Annotated in this window: 21 protein-coding genes; 5 read left to right on the forward strand and 16 right to left on the reverse strand. The window is 72.5% G+C overall.

All coding sequences use genetic code 11. The features are described 5' to 3' along the window. Window position 1: 1 nt before the first annotated feature. On the forward strand, window positions 2-412 hold the full coding sequence (locus AB0A74_RS07260) for a B-4DMT family transporter (protein WP_358247982.1): 411 nt from the start codon (window positions 2-4) through the stop codon (window positions 410-412). A gap of 26 nt (window positions 413-438) precedes the next feature. Here the strand turns inward: AB0A74_RS07260 and AB0A74_RS07265 are convergent, their stop codons facing one another. The 10 genes from AB0A74_RS07265 to AB0A74_RS07310 form a co-directional block, all read right to left on the reverse strand. Beyond that, on the reverse strand, window positions 439-1,932 hold the full coding sequence (locus AB0A74_RS07265; protein WP_358247983.1) for a beta-xylosidase: 1,494 nt from the start codon (window positions 1,930-1,932) through the stop codon (window positions 439-441). A 90-nt stretch (window positions 1,933-2,022) separates the two neighbouring features. Further along, a complete protein-coding gene (locus AB0A74_RS07270; RefSeq protein WP_358247984.1) occupies window positions 2,023-2,496 on the reverse strand; it encodes a VOC family protein in 474 nt (157 codons plus the stop codon). Then, complete coding sequence (aroQ, locus tag AB0A74_RS07275) at window positions 2,493-2,936, reverse strand: type II 3-dehydroquinate dehydratase (RefSeq protein WP_358247985.1); 444 nt, start codon at window positions 2,934-2,936, stop codon at window positions 2,493-2,495. The genes AB0A74_RS07270 and aroQ overlap by 4 nt, the downstream gene beginning before the upstream one ends. Beyond that, on the reverse strand, window positions 2,933-4,039 hold the full coding sequence (gene aroB / locus AB0A74_RS07280) for a 3-dehydroquinate synthase (protein WP_358247986.1): 1,107 nt from the start codon (window positions 4,037-4,039) through the stop codon (window positions 2,933-2,935). Before aroB ends, aroQ begins: the two co-directional genes overlap by 4 nt. A 19-nt stretch (window positions 4,040-4,058) precedes the next feature. Further along, on the reverse strand, window positions 4,059-5,147 hold the full coding sequence (locus tag AB0A74_RS07285; RefSeq protein ID WP_358247987.1) for a crosslink repair DNA glycosylase YcaQ family protein: 1,089 nt from the start codon (window positions 5,145-5,147) through the stop codon (window positions 4,059-4,061). Between the two features lie 10 nt (window positions 5,148-5,157). Next, on the reverse strand, window positions 5,158-5,667 hold the full coding sequence (locus AB0A74_RS07290; protein WP_358247988.1) for a shikimate kinase: 510 nt from the start codon (window positions 5,665-5,667) through the stop codon (window positions 5,158-5,160). Further along, window positions 5,664-6,863, reverse strand: coding sequence for a chorismate synthase (gene aroC / locus AB0A74_RS07295; protein WP_358247989.1), 1,200 nt, complete (start codon window positions 6,861-6,863; stop codon window positions 5,664-5,666). Before aroC ends, AB0A74_RS07290 begins: the two co-directional genes overlap by 4 nt. 84 nt (window positions 6,864-6,947) lie before the next feature. Then, complete coding sequence (locus AB0A74_RS07300; protein WP_358247990.1) at window positions 6,948-7,517, reverse strand: A24 family peptidase; 570 nt, start codon at window positions 7,515-7,517, stop codon at window positions 6,948-6,950. Window positions 7,518-7,607: 90 nt separating this feature from the next. Further along, on the reverse strand, window positions 7,608-8,063 hold the full coding sequence (locus AB0A74_RS07305; RefSeq protein WP_343935136.1) for a PTS glucose transporter subunit IIA: 456 nt from the start codon (window positions 8,061-8,063) through the stop codon (window positions 7,608-7,610). After that, window positions 8,060-8,296, reverse strand: a complete 237-nt coding sequence (locus AB0A74_RS07310; RefSeq protein ID WP_309114811.1) for a glucose PTS transporter subunit EIIB — start codon at window positions 8,294-8,296, stop codon at window positions 8,060-8,062. The genes AB0A74_RS07305 and AB0A74_RS07310 overlap by 4 nt, the downstream gene beginning before the upstream one ends. A gap of 167 nt (window positions 8,297-8,463) precedes the next feature. On the opposite strand from AB0A74_RS07310, the gene AB0A74_RS07315 reads away from it, so the two are divergent. The 3 genes from AB0A74_RS07315 to AB0A74_RS07325 are packed head-to-tail and all read left to right on the forward strand — an operon-like array spanning window position 8,464 to window position 10,814. Next, complete coding sequence (locus AB0A74_RS07315) at window positions 8,464-9,231, forward strand: GntR family transcriptional regulator (RefSeq protein ID WP_358247991.1); 768 nt, start codon at window positions 8,464-8,466, stop codon at window positions 9,229-9,231. Further along, complete coding sequence (locus AB0A74_RS07320) at window positions 9,228-10,511, forward strand: PTS transporter subunit EIIC (protein ID WP_358247992.1); 1,284 nt, start codon at window positions 9,228-9,230, stop codon at window positions 10,509-10,511. The genes AB0A74_RS07315 and AB0A74_RS07320 overlap by 4 nt, the downstream gene beginning before the upstream one ends. Window positions 10,512-10,544: 33 nt before the next feature. Then, window positions 10,545-10,814, forward strand: a complete 270-nt coding sequence (locus AB0A74_RS07325; protein WP_358247993.1) for an HPr family phosphocarrier protein — start codon at window positions 10,545-10,547, stop codon at window positions 10,812-10,814. 55 nt (window positions 10,815-10,869) lie between these two features. On the opposite strand, the gene AB0A74_RS07330 is transcribed toward AB0A74_RS07325, so the two are convergent. The 6 genes from AB0A74_RS07330 to AB0A74_RS07355 are packed head-to-tail and all read right to left on the reverse strand — an operon-like array spanning window position 10,870 to window position 16,824. Further along, window positions 10,870-11,718, reverse strand: a complete 849-nt coding sequence (locus tag AB0A74_RS07330) for a shikimate dehydrogenase (protein ID WP_358247994.1) — start codon at window positions 11,716-11,718, stop codon at window positions 10,870-10,872. A gap of 2 nt (window positions 11,719-11,720) precedes the next feature. Then, entirely contained in the window at window positions 11,721-12,944 is a 1,224-nt protein-coding gene (gene mltG, locus AB0A74_RS07335; RefSeq protein WP_358247995.1) for an endolytic transglycosylase MltG, read from the reverse strand. Next, window positions 12,941-13,456 carry a Holliday junction resolvase RuvX gene (gene ruvX, locus AB0A74_RS07340; RefSeq protein ID WP_358247996.1) on the reverse strand — a complete coding sequence of 172 codons (516 nt, stop codon included), beginning with the start codon at window positions 13,454-13,456 and terminating at the stop codon, window positions 12,941-12,943. Before ruvX ends, mltG begins: the two co-directional genes overlap by 4 nt. Further along, window positions 13,443-16,115, reverse strand: coding sequence for an alanine--tRNA ligase (alaS, locus tag AB0A74_RS07345; RefSeq protein WP_358247997.1), 2,673 nt, complete (start codon window positions 16,113-16,115; stop codon window positions 13,443-13,445). The genes ruvX and alaS overlap by 14 nt, the downstream gene beginning before the upstream one ends. 53 nt (window positions 16,116-16,168) lie before the next feature. Then, window positions 16,169-16,435, reverse strand: coding sequence for a hypothetical protein (locus AB0A74_RS07350; RefSeq protein ID WP_358247998.1), 267 nt, complete (start codon window positions 16,433-16,435; stop codon window positions 16,169-16,171). After that, entirely contained in the window at window positions 16,432-16,824 is a 393-nt protein-coding gene (locus AB0A74_RS07355; protein ID WP_358247999.1) for a DUF948 domain-containing protein, read from the reverse strand. The genes AB0A74_RS07350 and AB0A74_RS07355 overlap by 4 nt, the downstream gene beginning before the upstream one ends. A gap of 317 nt (window positions 16,825-17,141) precedes the next feature. Here AB0A74_RS07355 and AB0A74_RS07360 point away from each other — a divergent pair, with 317 nt between their 5' ends. Then, on the forward strand, window positions 17,142-18,329 hold the full coding sequence (locus AB0A74_RS07360; RefSeq protein WP_358248000.1) for a cupin domain-containing protein: 1,188 nt from the start codon (window positions 17,142-17,144) through the stop codon (window positions 18,327-18,329). The last annotated feature ends 8 nt before the right edge of the window (window positions 18,330-18,337 follow it).

Raw genomic sequence — 18,337 nt, forward strand, 5'->3', positions numbered from 1 at the left:
CATGCGCAGGTGGCTGCCCCGAGGGCTCTGGATGGGATTGCTGCACGGCGGGGTGCAGGTCGGCACGGACGCGGTGGCCGTGCACAGCCCCGGGGCGGCGTCGTCGTTGCGCTACATCGCGCTGGGCCTGGTGGTCGTGGCGGGCGTGCTGTGGGGAGCTCTGGACGCGTGGCGGCAGTTGGAGGGGCCGGGCATGGTCTGGTTCTTCGCCGCTCTGGTGGCCGGGCCGGTCGCGGGCGTGGCCGGGGTCATCGGCAAGTCGCTGGTGGTCGACCAGACCGGCGTGGAGTCGCTGGGTGCGGCGCTGACCGGCGGTGCCGCGTTCACCGCGTTGCTGGTCATGGCGTCGGCCGGGATCGGGCTGGCGCTGGGCGGCGCGTTGCCGCAGCCCGACGGGTCCCGGTCCCGCTAGTCGCGGGCTTTCGCGGTCGCGGCGCGTCAGCGGTTCAGTGCGCCGGCGTGCTCGAAGGCGTCCCACTGCTGCTGCGTGACCGCGGTGATCGGCGACGAGTTCAGCTTCGCGACCTCGTCCGGGCCGACCCGCCACAGCTTGCCGTCCACGAGCAGCCCGGTTTGGCCGTTGGGCGCGCGGACGGCCTTCACGCCGGCCGGGATGCGGGCGACCACGGGCAGTTCGTCGATGATGTCCGGGCGCTGGTCGAGCACGCGGGTGGCCAGGCGGTCGGTCACCGAGCGGCGCTCCACGCGGACCACCTTGCCGTCCACGACCAGGTCCACGGTGTTCTCCGGGGACGGCACGGCGAACCCGTTGAGCACCGAGGCCTGCGCCTTCGTGCGGCAGCCGGGCACGTTGACCAGGTCCAGGCCGAAGTGGCCGATGTCGGTGGGCGCGCCCGCCGCGCCGGTGACGGTGGCGCGCATGACGTCCACGGCCAGCCGGCCGCACGGGTCCTCGGCGGAGATCGGCGCGTGGCCCTCCGGCGTGCGGACCAGGCCGGGGCCCTCCTTCCACGGGCCGGGCACGTGGACCGGCGGTAAGGGCTGGGTGGCGAAGTCGTGGTTCCAGAAGGTCAGCGTGGTGCCCGCGTCGGTGGAGTGGGCGATCATGAAGGCGCGCAGCGCGTCCACGTACGTCCAGTCGGCGCTGAAGGCGTCCACCACGGACCGGGTGCGCGGCTTGCGGGTGTCGGCGACCTTCTCCCAGCCGCCCGCGCCCAGCGCCTCGACCTGGCTCGCGAAGGTCGGGTCCTTGGCGCGCAGCACGAACTGGCCCGCGCCGTTCCACCCGGCGGCCTTGGCGGTGGTGTCGGTGAACAGCAGGTAGAACCAGCCGTCCACGAACAGCGCGGAGGGCTGGCCGCTGCCGTAGTGGTTGTCGCGGATGGTGTCGTTGGCCGGGCCGAGGATCGGGTTGCCGCCCGCGGCGCGCGTCCAGTTGATGCCGTCGGGGCTGGTGGCGACGCCGACCAGGCTGCCGAACGGCACGTCGCCGGGTGCGCCCGTGTAGTACATGTAGTAGGTGCCGCCGACCTTGAGGACGGACGGGTCGCACGCGTGCACGCCGTCCCAGCCGTGGGTGCTGCCGGAGAAGACCGGGAGGCCCGAACTGCCGTCGGGACCGGCGAACCCGCCGTCCGGGGAGGCGCTGTCGGCGTAGAGGACGTCGTCACCGCCGGGTTCGGCGTGGCGGACCTGGCTGCACCACCACATCCGGTACCGGCCGCCCTCCAGCATCACGGAGGGGGCGTAGTTGTACGGGGCCTCGGGACCGGCGGCGACGACGCCGGGGCTCTGCCGGCCGCGGTCGGTGGTGACGGGCTTGACCGGCCGCGGGACCTTGCTCGGGGCGGGCTTCGCCGTCGTGCTCACCGGCGCCGCGGCGGGCGGCGCGGGGTCCGCGACGCCGGGTGCGCAGGCGGTGAGGGTCGCGACGGCGAGGGCGCATCCGAGAAGCCTCGTCGGGCCGGGCATGGTCTCCACTTCCGGTGTCGATCACCGGGAGCGACGTGCGCGGGCCCCGGTTCCGGTCCAGTGTAGAGATCCACTCACTCTTCCGGGTGACTACCGACCGGACGCGACCAACTCCACTTCGAAACCGTCCGTGTTGGCCAGGTAGGCGGCGTGGTGATCGGGACCACCCGCGTACGGGTGCCGGTCCGCGAACATCAGCGCCCAGCCGTGGTCGGGGGCGGCCGCGGCCAGCTCGTCGACCCGTGAGCGGGTCGCGACGTGGAAGGCGAGGTGGTTGAGGCCGGTGCCGAGCCGGTGGTGGCGTTCGAGGGCCGGTGACTCCTCGACCACGACGTAGGTGGGGCCGAGCCGCCAGCTCACGCCGGCCGACCAGCGCTGGTACTCGGTCCAGCCGAGTTCGAGCAGCAACCAGCCGATGCTCGCCTCCGCGCGGGCGAGGTCGGGAACCCACAGCTCGACGTGGTGCAGCGCGCCGTGGGTCATGCCCCCGCCGGCCGCTGCAACTCCGCCGGCCGCAGGGTCGCCGCCCGCCGCCGGAGCAACGCCGGCCTCCTCGCCCGTCACGCCTCGACGGGGCCCAGCTTCGCGGCCAGCCAGCGGATCGCGAGGGCGTAGCCCTGCACGCCCAGGCCCGCGATCACGCCCTCCGCCACCGGCGAGATGTAGCTGTGGTGGCGGAACTCCTCGCGCTTGTGCACGTTCGAGATGTGCACCTCCACCAGCGGCGCGGTGAGCTGGGAGCACGCGTCGCGCACCGCCACCGAGTAGTGCGTCCACGCGGCCGGGTTGAGGACCACCGGGGTCGCGTCGTCCGCGGCCCGGTGGAGCCAGCCGAGCATCTCGCCCTCGAAGTCGGTCTGCCGCACCTCGACCTCGACGCCCAGCTCGCGGCCGGTGTCCTCGCACAGGCGCACCAGGTCGGCGTACGTCGTCCGGCCGTAGACGTCCGGCTCCCGGGTGCCGAGGCGGCCCAGGTTCGGGCCGTTGAGCACGAGGACCTTCACAGCAGCACGCTCCCGCCGGTCTTCGGCTCGTCGGCGACCGCGGAGTACGCGGCGGCGATCAGCGACGGGTCGGGGCCCTCCAGGCGGCCGGGCTTGGCCAGGCCGTCGAGCACGACGAACCGCAGCACGCCGGACCGGTTCTTCTTGTCGACCTTCATCCCCTCCAACAGCTGCGGCAGGGCGTCCGGGTCGTACTTGGTGGGCAGGCCCAGCGCGGTGAGGACGCTGCGGTGCCGGTCGGCGGTCGCGTCGTCCAGGCGGCCGGCGAGGCGGGCCAGTTCGGCGGCGAACACCAGGCCGACGCTGATGGCCGCGCCGTGCCGCCACCGGTAGCGTTCGCGGCGCTCGATGGCGTGGCCGAGGGTGTGGCCGTAGTTGAGGATCTCGCGCAGGTCGGACTCGCGCAGGTCGGTCGACACCACGTCCGCCTTGACCTGGATCTTGCGCCGGACCAGTTCCTCGATGACGTCACCGGTCGGGTCGAGCGCCTTCGCCGGGTCGGCCTCGATGAGGTCGAGGATGGCCGGGTCGGCGATGAACCCGCCCTTGACGACCTCGGCCATGCCCGCGACCAGCTCGTTGCGCGGCAGGGTCTCCAAGGTGGCCAGGTCGACGAACACGGCGTGCGGCTCGTAGAACGTGCCGACGAGGTTCTTGCCCGCGTCGGTGTTGATGCCGGTCTTGCCGCCGATCGCCGCGTCCACCATGCCCAGCAGGGTGGTGGGGACGTTGACCAGCTTCACGCCGCGCATCCAGGTGGAGGCGACGAACCCGGCGAGGTCGGTCACCGCGCCGCCGCCGAGGCCGATGACGACGTCCTGGCGGCCCAGGCCGATCTGGCCGAACACGTTCCAGCAGTAGCCCGCGACGCGCAGGTCCTTGCCGTCCTCGGCGTCGGGCACCTCGACCCGGTGGGCGTCGATGCCCGCCTCCGCCAGCTCGGCGCGGACCGCCTCGGCGGTCTCGCCGAGCGTCGGCGTGTGGACGATCGCCGCCTTGGCCGTGCCGCGCAGGCCCTCCACCAGGTCGCCGAGCAGGCCGCGACCCACCAGCACGTCGTACGGCCGCTCCGCGGCCACGCGGATGCGCACCGGCTCGCCCATCACCACTCCTCTTGTCGGGTCACCATTCGACCACGGTCGCTTCCAGCGCGTTCGCGCCCCACACCCCGGCGAGCACGTCGGCCTGTTCCCGCACCGCCTTCCGGACGGCCCCCTTGACCCGGGCCCACCCGTCGACGCGGAAGATCATCGTCCGCCCGCTCACCTCGTACCGCCACGCCCCCACGACCCGACCGCGCACGACCACGGCGCCGGGGCTGCCCACCGGCCGCCAGACGCGCTTGGCCACGTCCGGCTCGGCGACCAGCCACCGCGGCCCGAGCAGGTAGGGATCGCGCGGGAACAGCAGCAGCCCGGCCGGCGGCTCGGGGGCGTCGGCGGCGAAGAAGTCGGCCAGGCCGGGGTCGGTGGCGGCGGGGTCGGCGAGCGCGAGCAGTCTCCTGCCCTCGACCGTCACCGGCCGCAGGTCGGGCCAGTCGGTCTGCGGCCCGGCCCCCAGCCACTTCTCCACATCCGCCTTGGCGAACGGCCCCACGTACCGCGCGTAGTCGCGCACCAGCGTCGAGTCGCCCTCGTCGTTCGGCCCCGGCCGGCGGAACACCAGCTTCGCCCCACGCGGCTCCAACTCGATGCCCGCCAGCAACGTCCCCAGCCGGAACAGCCCCTCGATGACGTGCTCCACCTCGCACGACGGGCAGTACGGCCGGGCGCGCTCGGGGAGGTGCCGGCTGATCGCGCCGGACAGCTCACCCTTCGTCGCCGTCTCGCCGGGGAACTCGCGGCGCATCAGCTCCACGACGAGATCCACATCGGACAGTTCCGGCGCGGGCATCCCGCCGCACCACGCCCGCAACTGCTTCGGGGTGCGCGGGCGCAGCAGCCGGCGCAGGCCGGGCACGTCGGCCGCCCGGTGCAGGTGCGGCGCGCCCCGCAGGCTGAGCACGCGCACCAAGTCCTCCTCGCCCCACAGCTCCGCCGGTTCCCGCACACCGCCGGGGAACCGGTCGAGGCGGTGGCGGGCGCGCACCGCCAGGGCGGCGGCACCCGTGTTCGGCGGGCTGTCCACCACGCCCAGGGCGAGCACGCCCAGGTCGCCGTCGTGCAGCCCCTGCACCGCGGCGCGGTGCGCGAGGACGCGAGCGGCGGTCACGTCCACCGGGTCAGGTCCGTTCCGCCTTCGCCAGGACGGCGTCGACCACCTGCTCCGGTTCCAGGTGGTCGGTGTCCACCTCGACGGTGGCGACCTCCCGGTACAGCGGCAGCCGGGCGTCCAGCAGCGCCTTGAAGGTGGCGCGCGGGTTCACGCCGGCCAGCAGGGGCCGCGCGGTGGACAGGCCCGTCCGCCGCACGCCTTCGGCCATGCCGACGTTGAGGAACACCACGGTGTGCGCCGCGAGCCGCTCCCGCGTCGCGGCGGACAGCACCGCCCCGCCGCCCAGCGCCAGCACGCCGTCGTGCTCGGCCAACCCCGTGGCGACCGCCTCCTCCTCCAGCGCCCGGAACGCCGGCTCGCCGTCGGTGGTGAAGATGTCGGCGATGGGCTTGCCGGCGGTGGCGACCACGTCGTCGTCGGTGTCCCGGAAGGCCACCCCGAGCCGGGCCGCGAGCAGCTGCCCCACGGTCGTCTTGCCCGCGCCGGGCGGGCCCAGGACGACGAAGCGCGGGCTCACAGCCCCTCCCAGCGGGCCTCCAGGGCCTCCAGGTAGGACGCCACGTTCCGCTTGGTCTCCGCGATCGAGTCGCCGCCGAACTTCTCCAGCGCCGCCTCGGCCAGCACCAGCGCCACGACCGACTCCAGCACCACCCCGGCCCGCGGCACGGCGCACACGTCCGACCGCTGGTGGATCGCCACGGCGGGCTCTCCGGTGCGGACGTCCACAGTGGACAGTGCACGGGGGACGGTGGAGATCGGCTTCATGGCGACGCGCACGCGCAGCGGCTCGCCGTTGGTGATCCCCCCTTCCAGTCCACCCGCCCGGTTCGAGCGGCGCGTCACACCCTTGGGGCCGGTGCCCCGGTCGATCTCGTCGTGCGCCTGGCTGCCCCACCGCTCGGCGGTGGTGAAGCCGTCGCCGATCTCCACGCCCTTCATCGCCTGCACGCCCATCAGCGCGCCCGCGAGCCGGGCGTCGAGCCGGCGGTCCCAGTGCACGTGGGACCCCAGGCCCGGCGGCAGGCCGTAGGCGATCACCTCGATCACGCCGCCGACCGTGTCGCCCGCGTCCTTCACCGCCTCGACCTCGGCCACCATCGCCTCGGTGCCGCGCGGGTCGAACGCCCGCACCGGGCTGGCGTCGATCGCGTCGAGGTCGCCCGGACCCGGCACCGGGGCGTCCTCGGGCGTCTTGGCCTTCCCGATCGACACGACGTGGCTGATGACGTCGACGTCGAACACCTGCTTGAGGAAGTGCCTGGCCACCGTGCCCAACGCGGTCCGCGCGGCGGTCTCGCGGGCACTGGCCCGCTCCAGCACCGGCCGGGCCTCGTCGAACCCGAACTTCTGCATGCCGGGCAGGTCGGCGTGGCCGGGCCGGGGCCGGGTGAGGGCCTCGTTGCGGCCGGTCGGCTTCAACTCGCCCGGGTCGACCGGGTCGGCGGACATCACCTTCTGCCACTTGGGCCACTCGGTGTTGCCGATCCGCACCGCGATCGGCCCGCCCTGGGTGAGGCCGTGGCGGACGCCGCCGAGGACCTCGACCTCGTCGGCCTCGAACCCCATGCGGGGGCTCCGCCCGAACCCGAGCCGTCGGCGCTCCAGTTGGGCGGTCAGGTCGGCAGTGGTGACCTCCACCCCGGCGACCATGCCTTCCAGCACGGCGACCAGGGCCGGTCCGTGGGACTCCCCAGCGGTGATCCAGCGCAGCACGCCGCGAATCCTTTCACAGCGTTAACAGCACCGAGAGCCCTGGTTACCGACGTCGCACCCGAATCTGTCAGGTGCGCGCCGCCGCTACCCGCCGGCCAGTGACACCAGCCACGTCGAGCCGACCAGCCCCGGCCCGTGCGGCGGCCCGTCCCGCGGTCGCCACAGCGCGACCACCAGTGTGATGGCGCTCGCCAGGACCGCACCCACCGGCAGCGCCGCCCACGACACCGACCCGAGCACCGCGCCCAGCGCCCCGGAGAGCTTCACGTCTCCCCCACCCAGGGACGCCGGTGACAGCCGGTGCACCGCCAAGTGCAGCCCGAAGTACGCCAGACAACCACCCAGGGCACGCGCGAGATCCGCCCCGCACACCGCCAGGACACCGCCCACCAGCGGACCGGCGGGCAGGGTCAGCGCGTCGGGCAGGCGTCGGTGCCGGAAGTCCACGACGGACAGCAGCACGCCCAGCCAAGCGACCAGGAACGACACCGGCAGCCACCGGGGCGGCACCCCCGCGGCGGCGGACAGCGCCCACAGACCGGCCGTGGGCAGCGCGCACCACGCCCAGTGCACGGACGCGCCGCGCGGCAGCGAACGCAGCAGACGAGCCCCGAAGGCTCCGACCAGAAGACCCGACAGCGAAGAGATGACCATGGACCCAGCGTGCCGACTGGGCCGTTCGGCGCACAAGGGAAGACGCGGCTGAATGGTCCATTCAGCCGCGCCCGCCGTCGAGGGAGGAGGTCAGCGCCGCCAGGAGAACAGCGCGTCACCCGCGGCGACCGGCCCGTCCGGGGCCTGGTCGAGCAGCGCGTCCGCGCCGGCGTCCAGCGCGACGACCGGGCAGATCGGGGCGAAGCCGGCGGCCTCGACCTCGGCCGGGTCCCAGGTCACGATCGCCTGGCCGGCCCGGACCGACTCACCCTTCACCACGTGCAGGGTGAAGCCCTCGCCCTTGCGCTTCACGGTGTCGATGCCCAGGTGCACGAGCACCGCCGCACCGTCGCCGGTGGCCACGACGAACGCGTGCGGGTGCAGCGTGACGACCGTGCCGTCCACCGGGGACACGACCTCGGCCGCCACCCGGTCGGGCTCCACGGCGATCCCCGGTCCCACCATCGCCTGCGCGAACACCGGGTCCGGCACCTCGGACAGCGGCACGACCCGCCCGCTGACCGGACTGCCCACGCGCACCGTCACAGGAGGTCCTCGATGTCGCTGGCGATGGTGTCGGCCTCGGGGCCCACGACCACCTGGACCACGTTGCCCTGCCGCATGACGCCGTGCGCGCCGAGCTTCTTCAGCGCCGCCTCGTCGACGACCGAACCGTCCTCCAGCTCGCAGCGCAGCCGCGTGATGCACGGCTCGATCTCGATGATGTTGTCCGCCCCACCGAGCGCGGCGAGGATCCCAGCCGCCTTGTCGTCCGCCACTTCGCAGTCCTCTCTCGACACACCTGTGGTGAGGGTGCCACCGCTCGGCCACGGTCGCGTAACGGCGGTTGACACCCGCTTGGCGCGCGGAGCATCCTCCCCGCACCAACTGGTCTAGACCGGAAAGTACCAATCCCGGTCTGCGAGCGCGAGCACGGGGAGGTGTCATGAACCGCGACGAGATCGTGGACGGGCCGAAGCCCAAGCACGCCCAGCTCCGCGACATCCTGCGGCGCATGGCCGAGCAGGAGCTGCCACCCGGCTCCGCCATCCCGTCCGAGCGCGACCTCGCCGAGCGGTACCGGGTCTCCCGGATCACGGTGCGCGCCGCGGTCGGCCAGCTCGTCGCCGAGGGCCTCCTGACCAGGGCGAAGGGGCGGGGCACGTTCACCGCCCGCCGCCGGATGGACGCCCAGCTCTACCTGGAGTCGTTCACCGACGACATGCGCAGGCGCGGGCTCACCCCCGCGACCGAGGTGCTGGCGTGCGCCGAGGAGGTCCCGCCGCCGTCGGCGGCCACCGCGCTCGGCCTGCCCCCGCACGAGCCCGCGAGCCACGTGGTCCGGCTGCGCCGGGCCGACGGGGTGCCGCTGGCCGTGGAGCGCGGCTGGTACAGCCGGCGGGTCGTCCCCGACCTGCACCGGCACGACCTGACCGGCTCCCTCTACACGCTGCTCGCCGACACCTACGGCGTCCAGCTCGACCACGCCGGGCAGACGGTCTGGGCCGAAGGCGCAGACCCGGAGACCGCGAGGCTGCTGGGTGTCCGAACCGGCAGTCCGCTGCTGGTCTTCCGCCGGGTCACCAGCTCCGCTGGGCGCCCCGTGGAGGACATGACGTCCTGGTACCGGGGCGATCTCTACCAGGTGACCATGCAACTGGACCGGACCGTCCCGGAATCCGGCCCTTTCTCCGCCAAGGGAGGTAACCCATGAGCGCCAGCGCCCCTCAGGCGACCGGCGGCCGTGAGATCAAGGGACTCGCAGGTCTCCAGCGGTTCGGTCGCAGCCTCATGCTGCCGATCGCCGTCCTGCCCGCCGCAGGCTTGCTGCTGCGGCTGGGCCAGGACGACCTGCTCGGCAAGGACGGGCTGGGCTGGAACCAGGTCGCCGCCGTCATCGGCAACGCGGGCGACGCGCTGTTCACCAACCTGCCGCTGCTGTTCGCGGTCGGCATCGCGGTCGGCTTCGCCCGGCGCGGCGACGGCTCCACCGGTCTGGCCGCCGTGGTCGGCTACGTGGTGCTGACGGGCGTGTTCAAGGCGATGTCGCCGCTGGTCCTGGAGCAGCCGACGGACCCGACCGCCAAACCCGCGGTGATCAACTACGGCGTGCTCGGCGGCATCATCGTCGGTCTGCTGACCGCGGTGCTGTGGCAGCGGTACCACCGCATCAAGCTGCCCGCCTACCTGGCGTTCTTCGGCGGGCGGCGGTTCGTGCCGATCGTCGTCGCGGGCGTCATGGTGGTCCTCGGCGTGCTGATGGGCCTGATCTACCCGTGGTTCAACGAGGGCCTGAAGGCCGTCGGTGAGGCCGTCACGGGCAGCACCGTCATCGGCGCGGGCATCTACGGCTTCGTCAACCGCCTGCTGATCCCGCTGGGCCTGCACCACATCGTCAACAACATCGTGTGGTTCCAGTTCGGCGAGTACGAGGGCAAGACCGGCGACATCCCGCGCTTCCTGGCGGGCGACCCGACCGCGGGCACGTTCCAGACCGGTTTCTTCCCGATCTTCATGTTCGCCCTCCCGGCGGCGGCGCTGGCCATCATCCACACGGCCCGCCCGGCGCAGAAGAAGCTCATCGCGGGCATCATGGGCTCGGCGGCGCTGACCGCGTTCATCACCGGCGTCACCGAGCCGCTGGAGTTCGCGTTCATGTTCGTGGCGTGGCCGCTGTACGTGATCCACGCGTTCCTGACCGGCACGTCGCTGGCGATCAGCAACGCCCTGGGCATCCACGACGGCTTCAGCTTCTCCGCCGGCGTCATCGACTACGCGCTCAACTTCGGCATCGCGCAGAAGCCGCTGCTGATCATCCTGCTCGGTCTGATCTACGCGGTGATCTACTACTTCCTGTTCCGGTTCGTCATCGCCAAGTGGAACCTGCGCACGCCGGGCCGCGACGAGGACGAGGACCCGGAAGCCGACCCGAGCGTCGTGGAGACGGCCGGCGGCGACAACAAGGACGGCAAGTCCGGCGCGGCAGCGTCCTGACCTGCACATCCGAGAACGACGAAAGGACGGATCATGCCTGAGCGACGGGTCACCGTGGCGAGCAAGGTGGGCCTGCACGCCCGCCCGGCGGCGGTGCTGGCGAAGGCGGCGGCCGGTCAGCCGGTGAAGGTCACCATCCGCAAGGACGACGGCCAACCGGTCGAGGCGGCCAGCGTGCTGGGCCTCATGACCCTCGGGGCGATGCACGGCGACGAGGTCGTGCTCGCCGCCGACGGCGAAGGCGCGGACGCGGCGCTGGAAGCCATCGCGTCCCTCATCGCGACCGACCTCGACGAGGCCTGATCCACTCCGGGAGGCCCTGCCCGCACCCTCGACGCGGGCAGGGCCTTCCGGCGTGTCAGTCGCCCAGCGGCAGCGGGAGGACGTTGTCGGTCGCCGCGCGCAGGGCTGTGCGCATGGCCTCGCGGGGAGCGGGTTGGCCGGTGAACTGCACCGACTGGCCGAAGGCCTGGTGCATCAACATGTCCAAGCCGGTCGCCAGAGCACGGCCGCGCTTCTCCACCGCGTAGGCCAACGGCGTCGGCCACGGGTGGTAGATGACGTCCAGCACGCACGGCGATTCGGCCAGTTCCGCCGCGATCGGCTCGGTGGCCGCCGGCGGGACCGTGCTCACCAGGACGTCCGACGAGGCCGCCAGACCGGCGAAGTCCGCCTCGTCCCACGGGACCAAGGTCAACGACACACCGGCACGAGCGGCGCACGCCGAAGCCTCATCGGCCCGGCTCACCGAGCGCACGACCAACGACACGTCCCGCACGCCCACGGACGCCAGAGCCACCAGAGCGGCCGTGGCGGTGCCGCCGGCGCCCAAGAGCACGCCTCGCGAGCCGGACGTGAAGCCGCACGCCGCACGTAGAGCGCCCAACACGCCGTCCACGTCCGTGTTGTCGGCGTGCCAGCCCTCAGCCGTGGGCACCAACGTGTTCGCCGCCCCCACCGCGGCGGCGCGCGACGAGACCGAGGACGCCACAGCCAGGGCGGCGCGCTTGCCGGGCATGGTGACCGACAAGCCCACCCACGACGAGTCCAAGCCCCTGACCAGGGCCTCCACGCCGTCCTCCGCGCACTCGACGCGCCCGTAGGACCAGTCCGACAACCCCAGGGCCGCGAAGGCCGCGTTGTGCAGCACGGGGGACAGCGAGTGCGACACCGGTGAACCGATCACCGCGGCGTGACGTGCGGCCACGGTCAGAAAACACCCTCCGCGCGCGCCTTGGCGACCAGGCGGTTGTGCTCGTCGATGTCGTCCGAGAAGCAGGACGTGCCGTCCTTCTGGCACTTCACGAAGTACATGAACGAACCGGGCTCGGGCGTGATGGCCGCGGTGATGGCCTCGCGGCTCACCGAGCCGATCGGGGTCGGGGTCAGGCCCTTGACGCTGTAGGTGTTGTACGGGCCCGAGCGCTCGCGGTCCTCGTCGCTGGTGGTGACGATCGGGCGTTCGAGCTTGTAGTTGACCGTCGAGTCGAATTCGAGGCGGTGGTTGTCCGCCAGGCGCTTGTAGATGACCTGGGAGATCTTGCCGAAGTCCTTCTCCAGGCCTTCCTTCTCCACCAGCGACGCGATGACCAGCACCTCGTACGGGCGGAACCCGGTCTTCGTCGTGCCGCCCGGGATGCCGTAGCCCTGGAGCCTGGTGTTGGACGTCTCGATGACGCTCTTGAGCAGCTCCACCGCCGACGCGCCCGGCTTCAGGTGGTAAAGGCCCCGGGTGATCAGGCCCTCCAGGCGGTGCTCCCTGGGCGCCTTGGTCACGTCCGGCACGGCCCAGTCGGGCACGCCCAGGGCCACCGGGTCGGCGTTCTCCGCCGCGTCCCGCAGCTCCTGCGGGGTGACGCACTTCTTCACGCCGTCCAGCTCGGCGCAGGAGGCCTCCGAGAGCATCGTCAGGATGCCCTTGGTGACCTTGCCGTCCGGGCCGGTGATGTCGTGCAGGACGTTGCCGCCCTTGACCTCCAGCGGCACGACCTTGGCCTTCGGGTCGACCATCCGCTCGACCGCGGCCTTGCCCGACATCTTCGTCTTCATCAGGTAGAAGCCGGGCTGGATGGCGGTGACCCGCGAGTCGCCCTCCCCCGCCTCGGTGAACGCCCGCGCGCTGGCCACGACGCCCTGCTCCTTGAGCGAGGTGGCGATCGTGGTCACCAGGTCGCCGTCCTTGACCTCGACCACGACGTCACCCTCGCCGGCGCCTTCGAAGTCCTCGTAGGAGCCGATGCCGCGCAGCTGCTGGTACCCGTAGTACGCGCCGGCGCCACCTCCCACCAGCACCAGCGCCACCACGAGCCACAGCACGGTCTTCTTCCGGCGCGCCTTGGCCCGACGGGCGGCGGCCGCGGCCTTGCCGCGCTGCTTGTCCTGCTCGCGGTGCTGCACGTCAGGTTCGCTGAACAACCCGAGGTCGTCGCTCACGTGCGGTCCTTCGGTCCGGGGGCCTGCTCCTCGTCCGCGGAGCGGGCCACATGTCGCGCCCGCGCGTCCAGCCAGGACTGGAGGATCTCGACGGCGGCTGCCTGGTCCACGACGGCGCGTTGCTTCTTGCCCTTCACCCCGCGCTCGGCGAGCACGCGGGCGGCCGTGACGGTGGTGAGCCGTTCGTCGTGCAGCCGCACCGGAACCGGGGCGACGCGCTCGGCCAACGCCGCAGCGTACGCCGCCGCCGCCTCCGCCGCCGGCCCGTGTCGCCCGGCCAGGGTTCGGGGCAGTCCGACCACGACCTCGACGACGTCGTGCTCGGTGACGAGCCCGGCCAGGTCCACCAGGTCCCGACCGGTCTTCTCGTCACGCGACAGGGTAACCAGCGGGGTCGCGAGGAAAGCCCCGGGGTCGCTGACGGCGACGCCCACCCGCACCGCTCCGACGTCGACGCCCAGCCTCCGGCCGAGGCCGGGGTCGTCGACGCCGGGACGGTCAGTGCTGCTCAACGGCGCGGTCCACCTCGGCGCGCAGGGCGGCGAGGGCCTCGCCGACCCCGGCGGGGTTGGTGCCGCCGCCCTGGGCCAGGTCCGGCTTGCCGCCGCCGCGACCGCCCACGGCCGGGGCGAACGCGGGCACCAGCTTGCCGGCGGCCAGCCCGAGGTCGCGGGCGGCGGCCGTGGTGGCCACCACGAAGCTCACCTTGTCGCCGTCGGGGGCGAACAGGCCGACCACGCCGGGCCGGTCGCCGAGCCGGTTGCGCACCTCGCCGGCCAGGGTCCGCACGTCGGCGGCGGCCGTGCCCTCGGGCAGGGCCAGCGCCACCAGGGCGACGCCGCGCACGTCCAGGGCCTGCTCGGCCAGGGACCCGGCGGAGGACATCAGCTGGGCCGCGCGGACCCGCTCCAGCTCCTTCTCGGCGTTGCGCAGCCGCTCCACCAGGGCCTCGACCCGGGCCGGGACCTCGGCGTCGGGCACCTTGAGCATGGCGGCGACGTTCTGCACCAGGGCCCGCTCCTGGGCCAGGTACTTGAACGCCTCGATGCCGACGTAGGCCTCCAGGCGGCGCACGCCCGAACCCACCGACGACTCGCCGATCACGGTGATCGGGCCGATCTGCGACGAGTGCTCCACGTGGGTGCCACCGCACAGCTCGCGCGACCACGGGCCGCCGATCTCGACCACGCGCACGGTGTCGTCGTAGGTCTCGCCGAACAGGGCGACCGCGCCCATCTCCTGGGCGCCGCCCATGTCGGTGTAGACCACGCGCACCGGCAGGTCCTTGCGGACGGCCAGGTTGGAGACCTCTTCGATCTCGCTGCGCGTCTCGTCGGAAAGACCACCCGTCCAGGCGAAGTCCAACCGCAGGTAGCCGGGCTTGTTGTACGAACCGCTCTGCAGCGCCGACGGGCCGAGCACCTGGCGCAGGGCGGCGTGCACGACGTGCGTGCCCGAGTGGCCCTGGCGGGCGCCCACGCGCCACTCCGGGTCCACGCGGGCCTCGACGTGCTCGCCCTCGGCGATCTCGCCGGAGACCACGCGCACCTGGTGCACCCACAGCTTGCGGGCCACCTTCTGGACGTCCACGACCTCCAGCTCGGCGTTGCCGGAGACGATCACGCCGGCGTCGCTCTCCTGGCCGCCGGACTCGGCGTAGAGCGGGGTGCGGTCCAGGACGACCTCGACGATGTCGCCCTCGCGAGCGGAGCGGACCCGCTTGCCCTCGCTGATGATGCCGCGCAGCGTGGCCTCGGAGGCCAGCTCGGAGTACCCGGTGAACTCGGTGGCCCCCAGCTCCAGCAGCTCCCGGTACACGGTCTGGTCACCGTGGCCGGTCTTCTTGCCGGCGGCGTCGGCCTTGGCGCGGGCGCGCTGCTCGGCCATCAGCTTGCGGAACCCGTCCTCGTCCACGGTCAGGCCCGCTTCCGAGGCCATCTCCAGGGTGAGGTCGATCGGGAACCCGTAGGTGTCGTGCAGCTGGAACGCCTTGTCACCCGGCAGGGTGGCGCGGCCGTCGGCCTTGACCTCGGCGGCGGCGTTGTCGAAGATCCGCGACCCGGCCTCCAGCGTGCGCAGGAACGTGTCCTCCTCGGCCTTGAGCACCTGGGCGATCCGCGGGAACCCGCTGACCAGGTCCGGGTAGGCCGGGCCCATGGCGTCCCGCACGACCTCGGCGAACTGCACCAGCACCGGCTCGGTCACGCCCAGCAGGCGGGCCGAGCGGACGATGCGGCGCAGCAGGCGGCGCAGCACGTACCCGCGGGCCTCGTTACCGGGGGTGACACCGTCGCCGACGATGAGGACACCCGACCGGGCGTGGTCGGCGATGACCCGGAACCGGACGTCGTCGACCGGGTTGTCGCCGTACTTGCGGCCCGACAGCTCCTCGGCCTTGGCGATCACCGGGCGGACCAGGTCGGTCTCGTAGACGTTGTCCACGCCCTGGAGCAGCACGGCCACGCGCTCGACGCCCATGCCGGTGTCGATGTTCTTGTTCGGCAGCGAGCCGATCGGCTTGTGGCCCAGCTTGGGGCTCAGCTCGCCGCGCTCGTCCTGCATGAAGACCAGGTTCCAGATCTCCAGGTACCGGTCCTCGTCGACGACCGGGCCGCCCTCCTTGCCGTAGGCGGGGCCGCGGTCGTAGTAGATCTCCGAGCAGGGACCGCCGGGGCCGGGCACGCCCATGTCCCAGTAGTTGTCCTTGCCGTCACGGCGCTGGATGCGCTCGGTGGGCAGGCCGGCGACCTTCTGCCACAGCTGCTGGGCCTCGTCGTCGTCCTCGTAGACGGTCACCCAGATGCGCTCGGGGTCGAACCCGTAGCCGCCCTTGTCCTGGGGGTTGGTGACCAGCTCCCAGGCCAGGCGGATGGCGTCTTCCTTGAAGTAGTCGCCGAAGGAGAAGTTGCCCGCCATCTGGAAGAACGTGTTGTGGCGGGTGGTCTTGCCGACCTCGTCGATGTCGGGCGTGCGCACGCACTTCTGGATGCTGGTGGCGCGCTTGAACGGCGGCGGGGCCTCGCCCAGGAAGTAGGGCTTGAACGGCACCATGCCGGCATTGACGAACAACAGGTTCGGGTCGTCCAGGATGAGCGAGGCGCTCGGGACGACCGTGTGGCCGGCGTTCTCGAAGTGCTCGCGGAAGCGCTTGATGATCTCGTGGGTCTGCACGGGTTGTCCTTGGGTCTACGAGTGGGGGTCAGGGCACGGCGAGGCGAACGACCTCAGCGGTCGTTCGCCCTGCGCGCTCGCCGACCCGGCGTGAAGCCCGTCTGGCGTTCCACGGTGTCCTGCAACTCCTGCTCGCGCTCGGTCATCCCCGCGCGGACCTCCGCGCCGAACGACCCGATGGCGCCGGCCAGCTCCCGCAGGCCCTCGCCGACGTTGGCCCCGATGCCCGCCGGGGTGGCGGCGTGCGCGGCCTGCCCCGCCTTGCGGGTGGCGACCACGCCCGCGGCGATGCCCAGCCCGAACCAGAACAGGCGCCTCATCGCCGACCCCGGCGCGAGTGCTTCTTGGGCTCCTGGGCGGCCTTGCGGCGCGCCTTGATGGCCTTGCTGACGCCGTAGGACAGGGCCGCGGCCTTCACCAGCGGACCGCCCAGGGTGGCGGTGAACAGCGAGGTCAGCGCGGAGACGTTGCCGGTGACCGCGCGCGCGTTGGCGGTGATGCCGTCCACCCGCTCCAGCTGGGTGTTCACGTGCGTGATCGTGGTGTTCGCGCCGCTGAAGATCGGGTCGCTGTTCTGGTGCGCCTTGCGGATGGCGATGGTGGCCTCGTCCAGCGTGCGGCCCAGCTTGATCAACGGGATGGCCAGCAGGATCACCAGCAGCACGAACGCGCCGGCGGCGACCAGCGCGGCGATCTGCCCTGGCGACACGAGTCCTCCTGAAAGGCGAGCTGGGAGCGTGGTGCACAGAGATTACCGTGCGTCCCCCGAATGACCTCTGGTGGATCTCGCTTGGCCGGTCCCACGTGACGGGATCAGGCATGAGGACTACTCAAATGACCGATGACTCGACGGGTTTCGTTGTCGTAGCGTGATCTTCCGTCCGACCCCCCACACGAGGAGGAACCGGCATGGAGAACGAGACCCCCCAGGCCAGCGGTCTGCTGCTCAGCGCCGAGTCGCTGACCAGCGCGGTCGACCGCAACAAGGCCAACGGCGCCCTGGACGACACCGACGGCAACGACTGAGTGACCGTCCCTACCCTGGCTGACCTCGTCGCACCGATCGGGGTCAGCCAGTTTTTCGACGCGGTGCAGGGCCGGACCCACCAGCGGTTCACCGGCCGGGCGGGGCGGTTCGCCGAGCTGCTGCCGTGGTCGGAGGTCAACCGGGTGCTGCGGCAGCACCGGCTGGAGTTCCCCCGGCTGCGGCTCGCGCAGGGCGGCGAGGTCGTCCCGACGCACTCCTACGCCGAGACCGTCGAGACCCGGCGCACGGGACCGGTGTCCCGGCTGCTGCCCGCCGCGTTCGCCGAGAAGATGCGCGGCGGCGCGACGCTGGTGCTCGACTCGGTCCACGAGATGTTCGGGCCCGTCGGCGACCTGGCCGCCCAGTTGGAGCACGAACTGCGGGAACGGGTCCAGGTCAACCTCTACGCGGGGTGGGGCGTCACGCACGGCTTCGACGTGCACTGGGACGACCACGACGCGCTCATCATCCAGATCTCGGGCCGCAAGCGGTGGCGCGTGCACGGCGTGACCCGGCCCGCGCCGCTCCAGCGGGACGTGGTGCTGCCCGAGCGGCCGACCGGCGAGCCGGTCGACGACTTCATGCTGGAGGACGGGGACGTCCTCTACGTGCCGCGCGGGCACTGGCACGACGTGTCCGCCGTCGGCGAGGAGTCGCTGCACCTGACCATCGGGTTCAACCGGGCGACCGGCGTGGACCTGGTCGCGTGGCTGGCCGACCAGCTGCGCGCCGAGGAGGTGTTCCGCACCGACCTGCCCCGGTTCGGCACGCCCGAGCAGAAGGCCGAACGGGCCCGTGAGTTGCGGGAACGCGTAGCCGCGTTGCTGGACGACGACGTGGTGGCGCGGTTCCTGGACGACCGCGACGCGCAGGCCCCGGCGATCTCGCACGTGGGCCTGCCGTGGACGGCGACCGCGGACCTCCTCCCACCGGGTGACGAGTCCGAGGTGCGGCTGCTGACCCCGCGTGCTGTGCTTGACCTGGGACGGGACACCGTTTCACTGGCCGCGGCGGGCAAGCGGCTGGTGTTCGCGAAGGCCGCCGCCCCGGTGTTGCGGGTCCTGGTCGGCGCCGCTCGGCACCCGATCAAGGAGCTGGTCGAGGCGGGCGCTCCGACCCTCGACCGGGCCACCGTCCGGGCACTGCTCGGAGAGTTGGTCACACAAGGGGTGCTCGCTCCGGAGTGATCCGTTAG

It is taken from the genome of Saccharothrix sp. NPDC042600 (assembly GCF_040647305.1).
GTDB lineage: Bacteria > Actinomycetota > Actinomycetes > Mycobacteriales > Pseudonocardiaceae > Actinosynnema > Actinosynnema mutabilis.

Coding starts and splice junctions, on each gene's coding strand:
- AB0A74_RS07260 (WP_358247982.1), top strand. CDS start 2: ATGCGCAGGTGGCTGCCCCGAGGGCTCTGGATGGGATTGCTGCACGGC.
- AB0A74_RS07265 (WP_358247983.1), bottom strand. CDS start 1,932: ATGCCCGGCCCGACGAGGCTTCTCGGATGCGCCCTCGCCGTCGCGACC.
- aroB (WP_358247986.1), bottom strand. CDS start 4,039: ATGGGCGAGCCGGTGCGCATCCGCGTGGCCGCGGAGCGGCCGTACGAC.
- AB0A74_RS07300 (WP_358247990.1), bottom strand. CDS start 7,517: ATGGTCATCTCTTCGCTGTCGGGTCTTCTGGTCGGAGCCTTCGGGGCT.
- AB0A74_RS07315 (WP_358247991.1), top strand. CDS start 8,464: ATGAACCGCGACGAGATCGTGGACGGGCCGAAGCCCAAGCACGCCCAG.
- AB0A74_RS07320 (WP_358247992.1), top strand. CDS start 9,228: ATGAGCGCCAGCGCCCCTCAGGCGACCGGCGGCCGTGAGATCAAGGGA.
- AB0A74_RS07325 (WP_358247993.1), top strand. CDS start 10,545: ATGCCTGAGCGACGGGTCACCGTGGCGAGCAAGGTGGGCCTGCACGCC.
- AB0A74_RS07350 (WP_358247998.1), bottom strand. CDS start 16,435: ATGAGGCGCCTGTTCTGGTTCGGGCTGGGCATCGCCGCGGGCGTGGTC.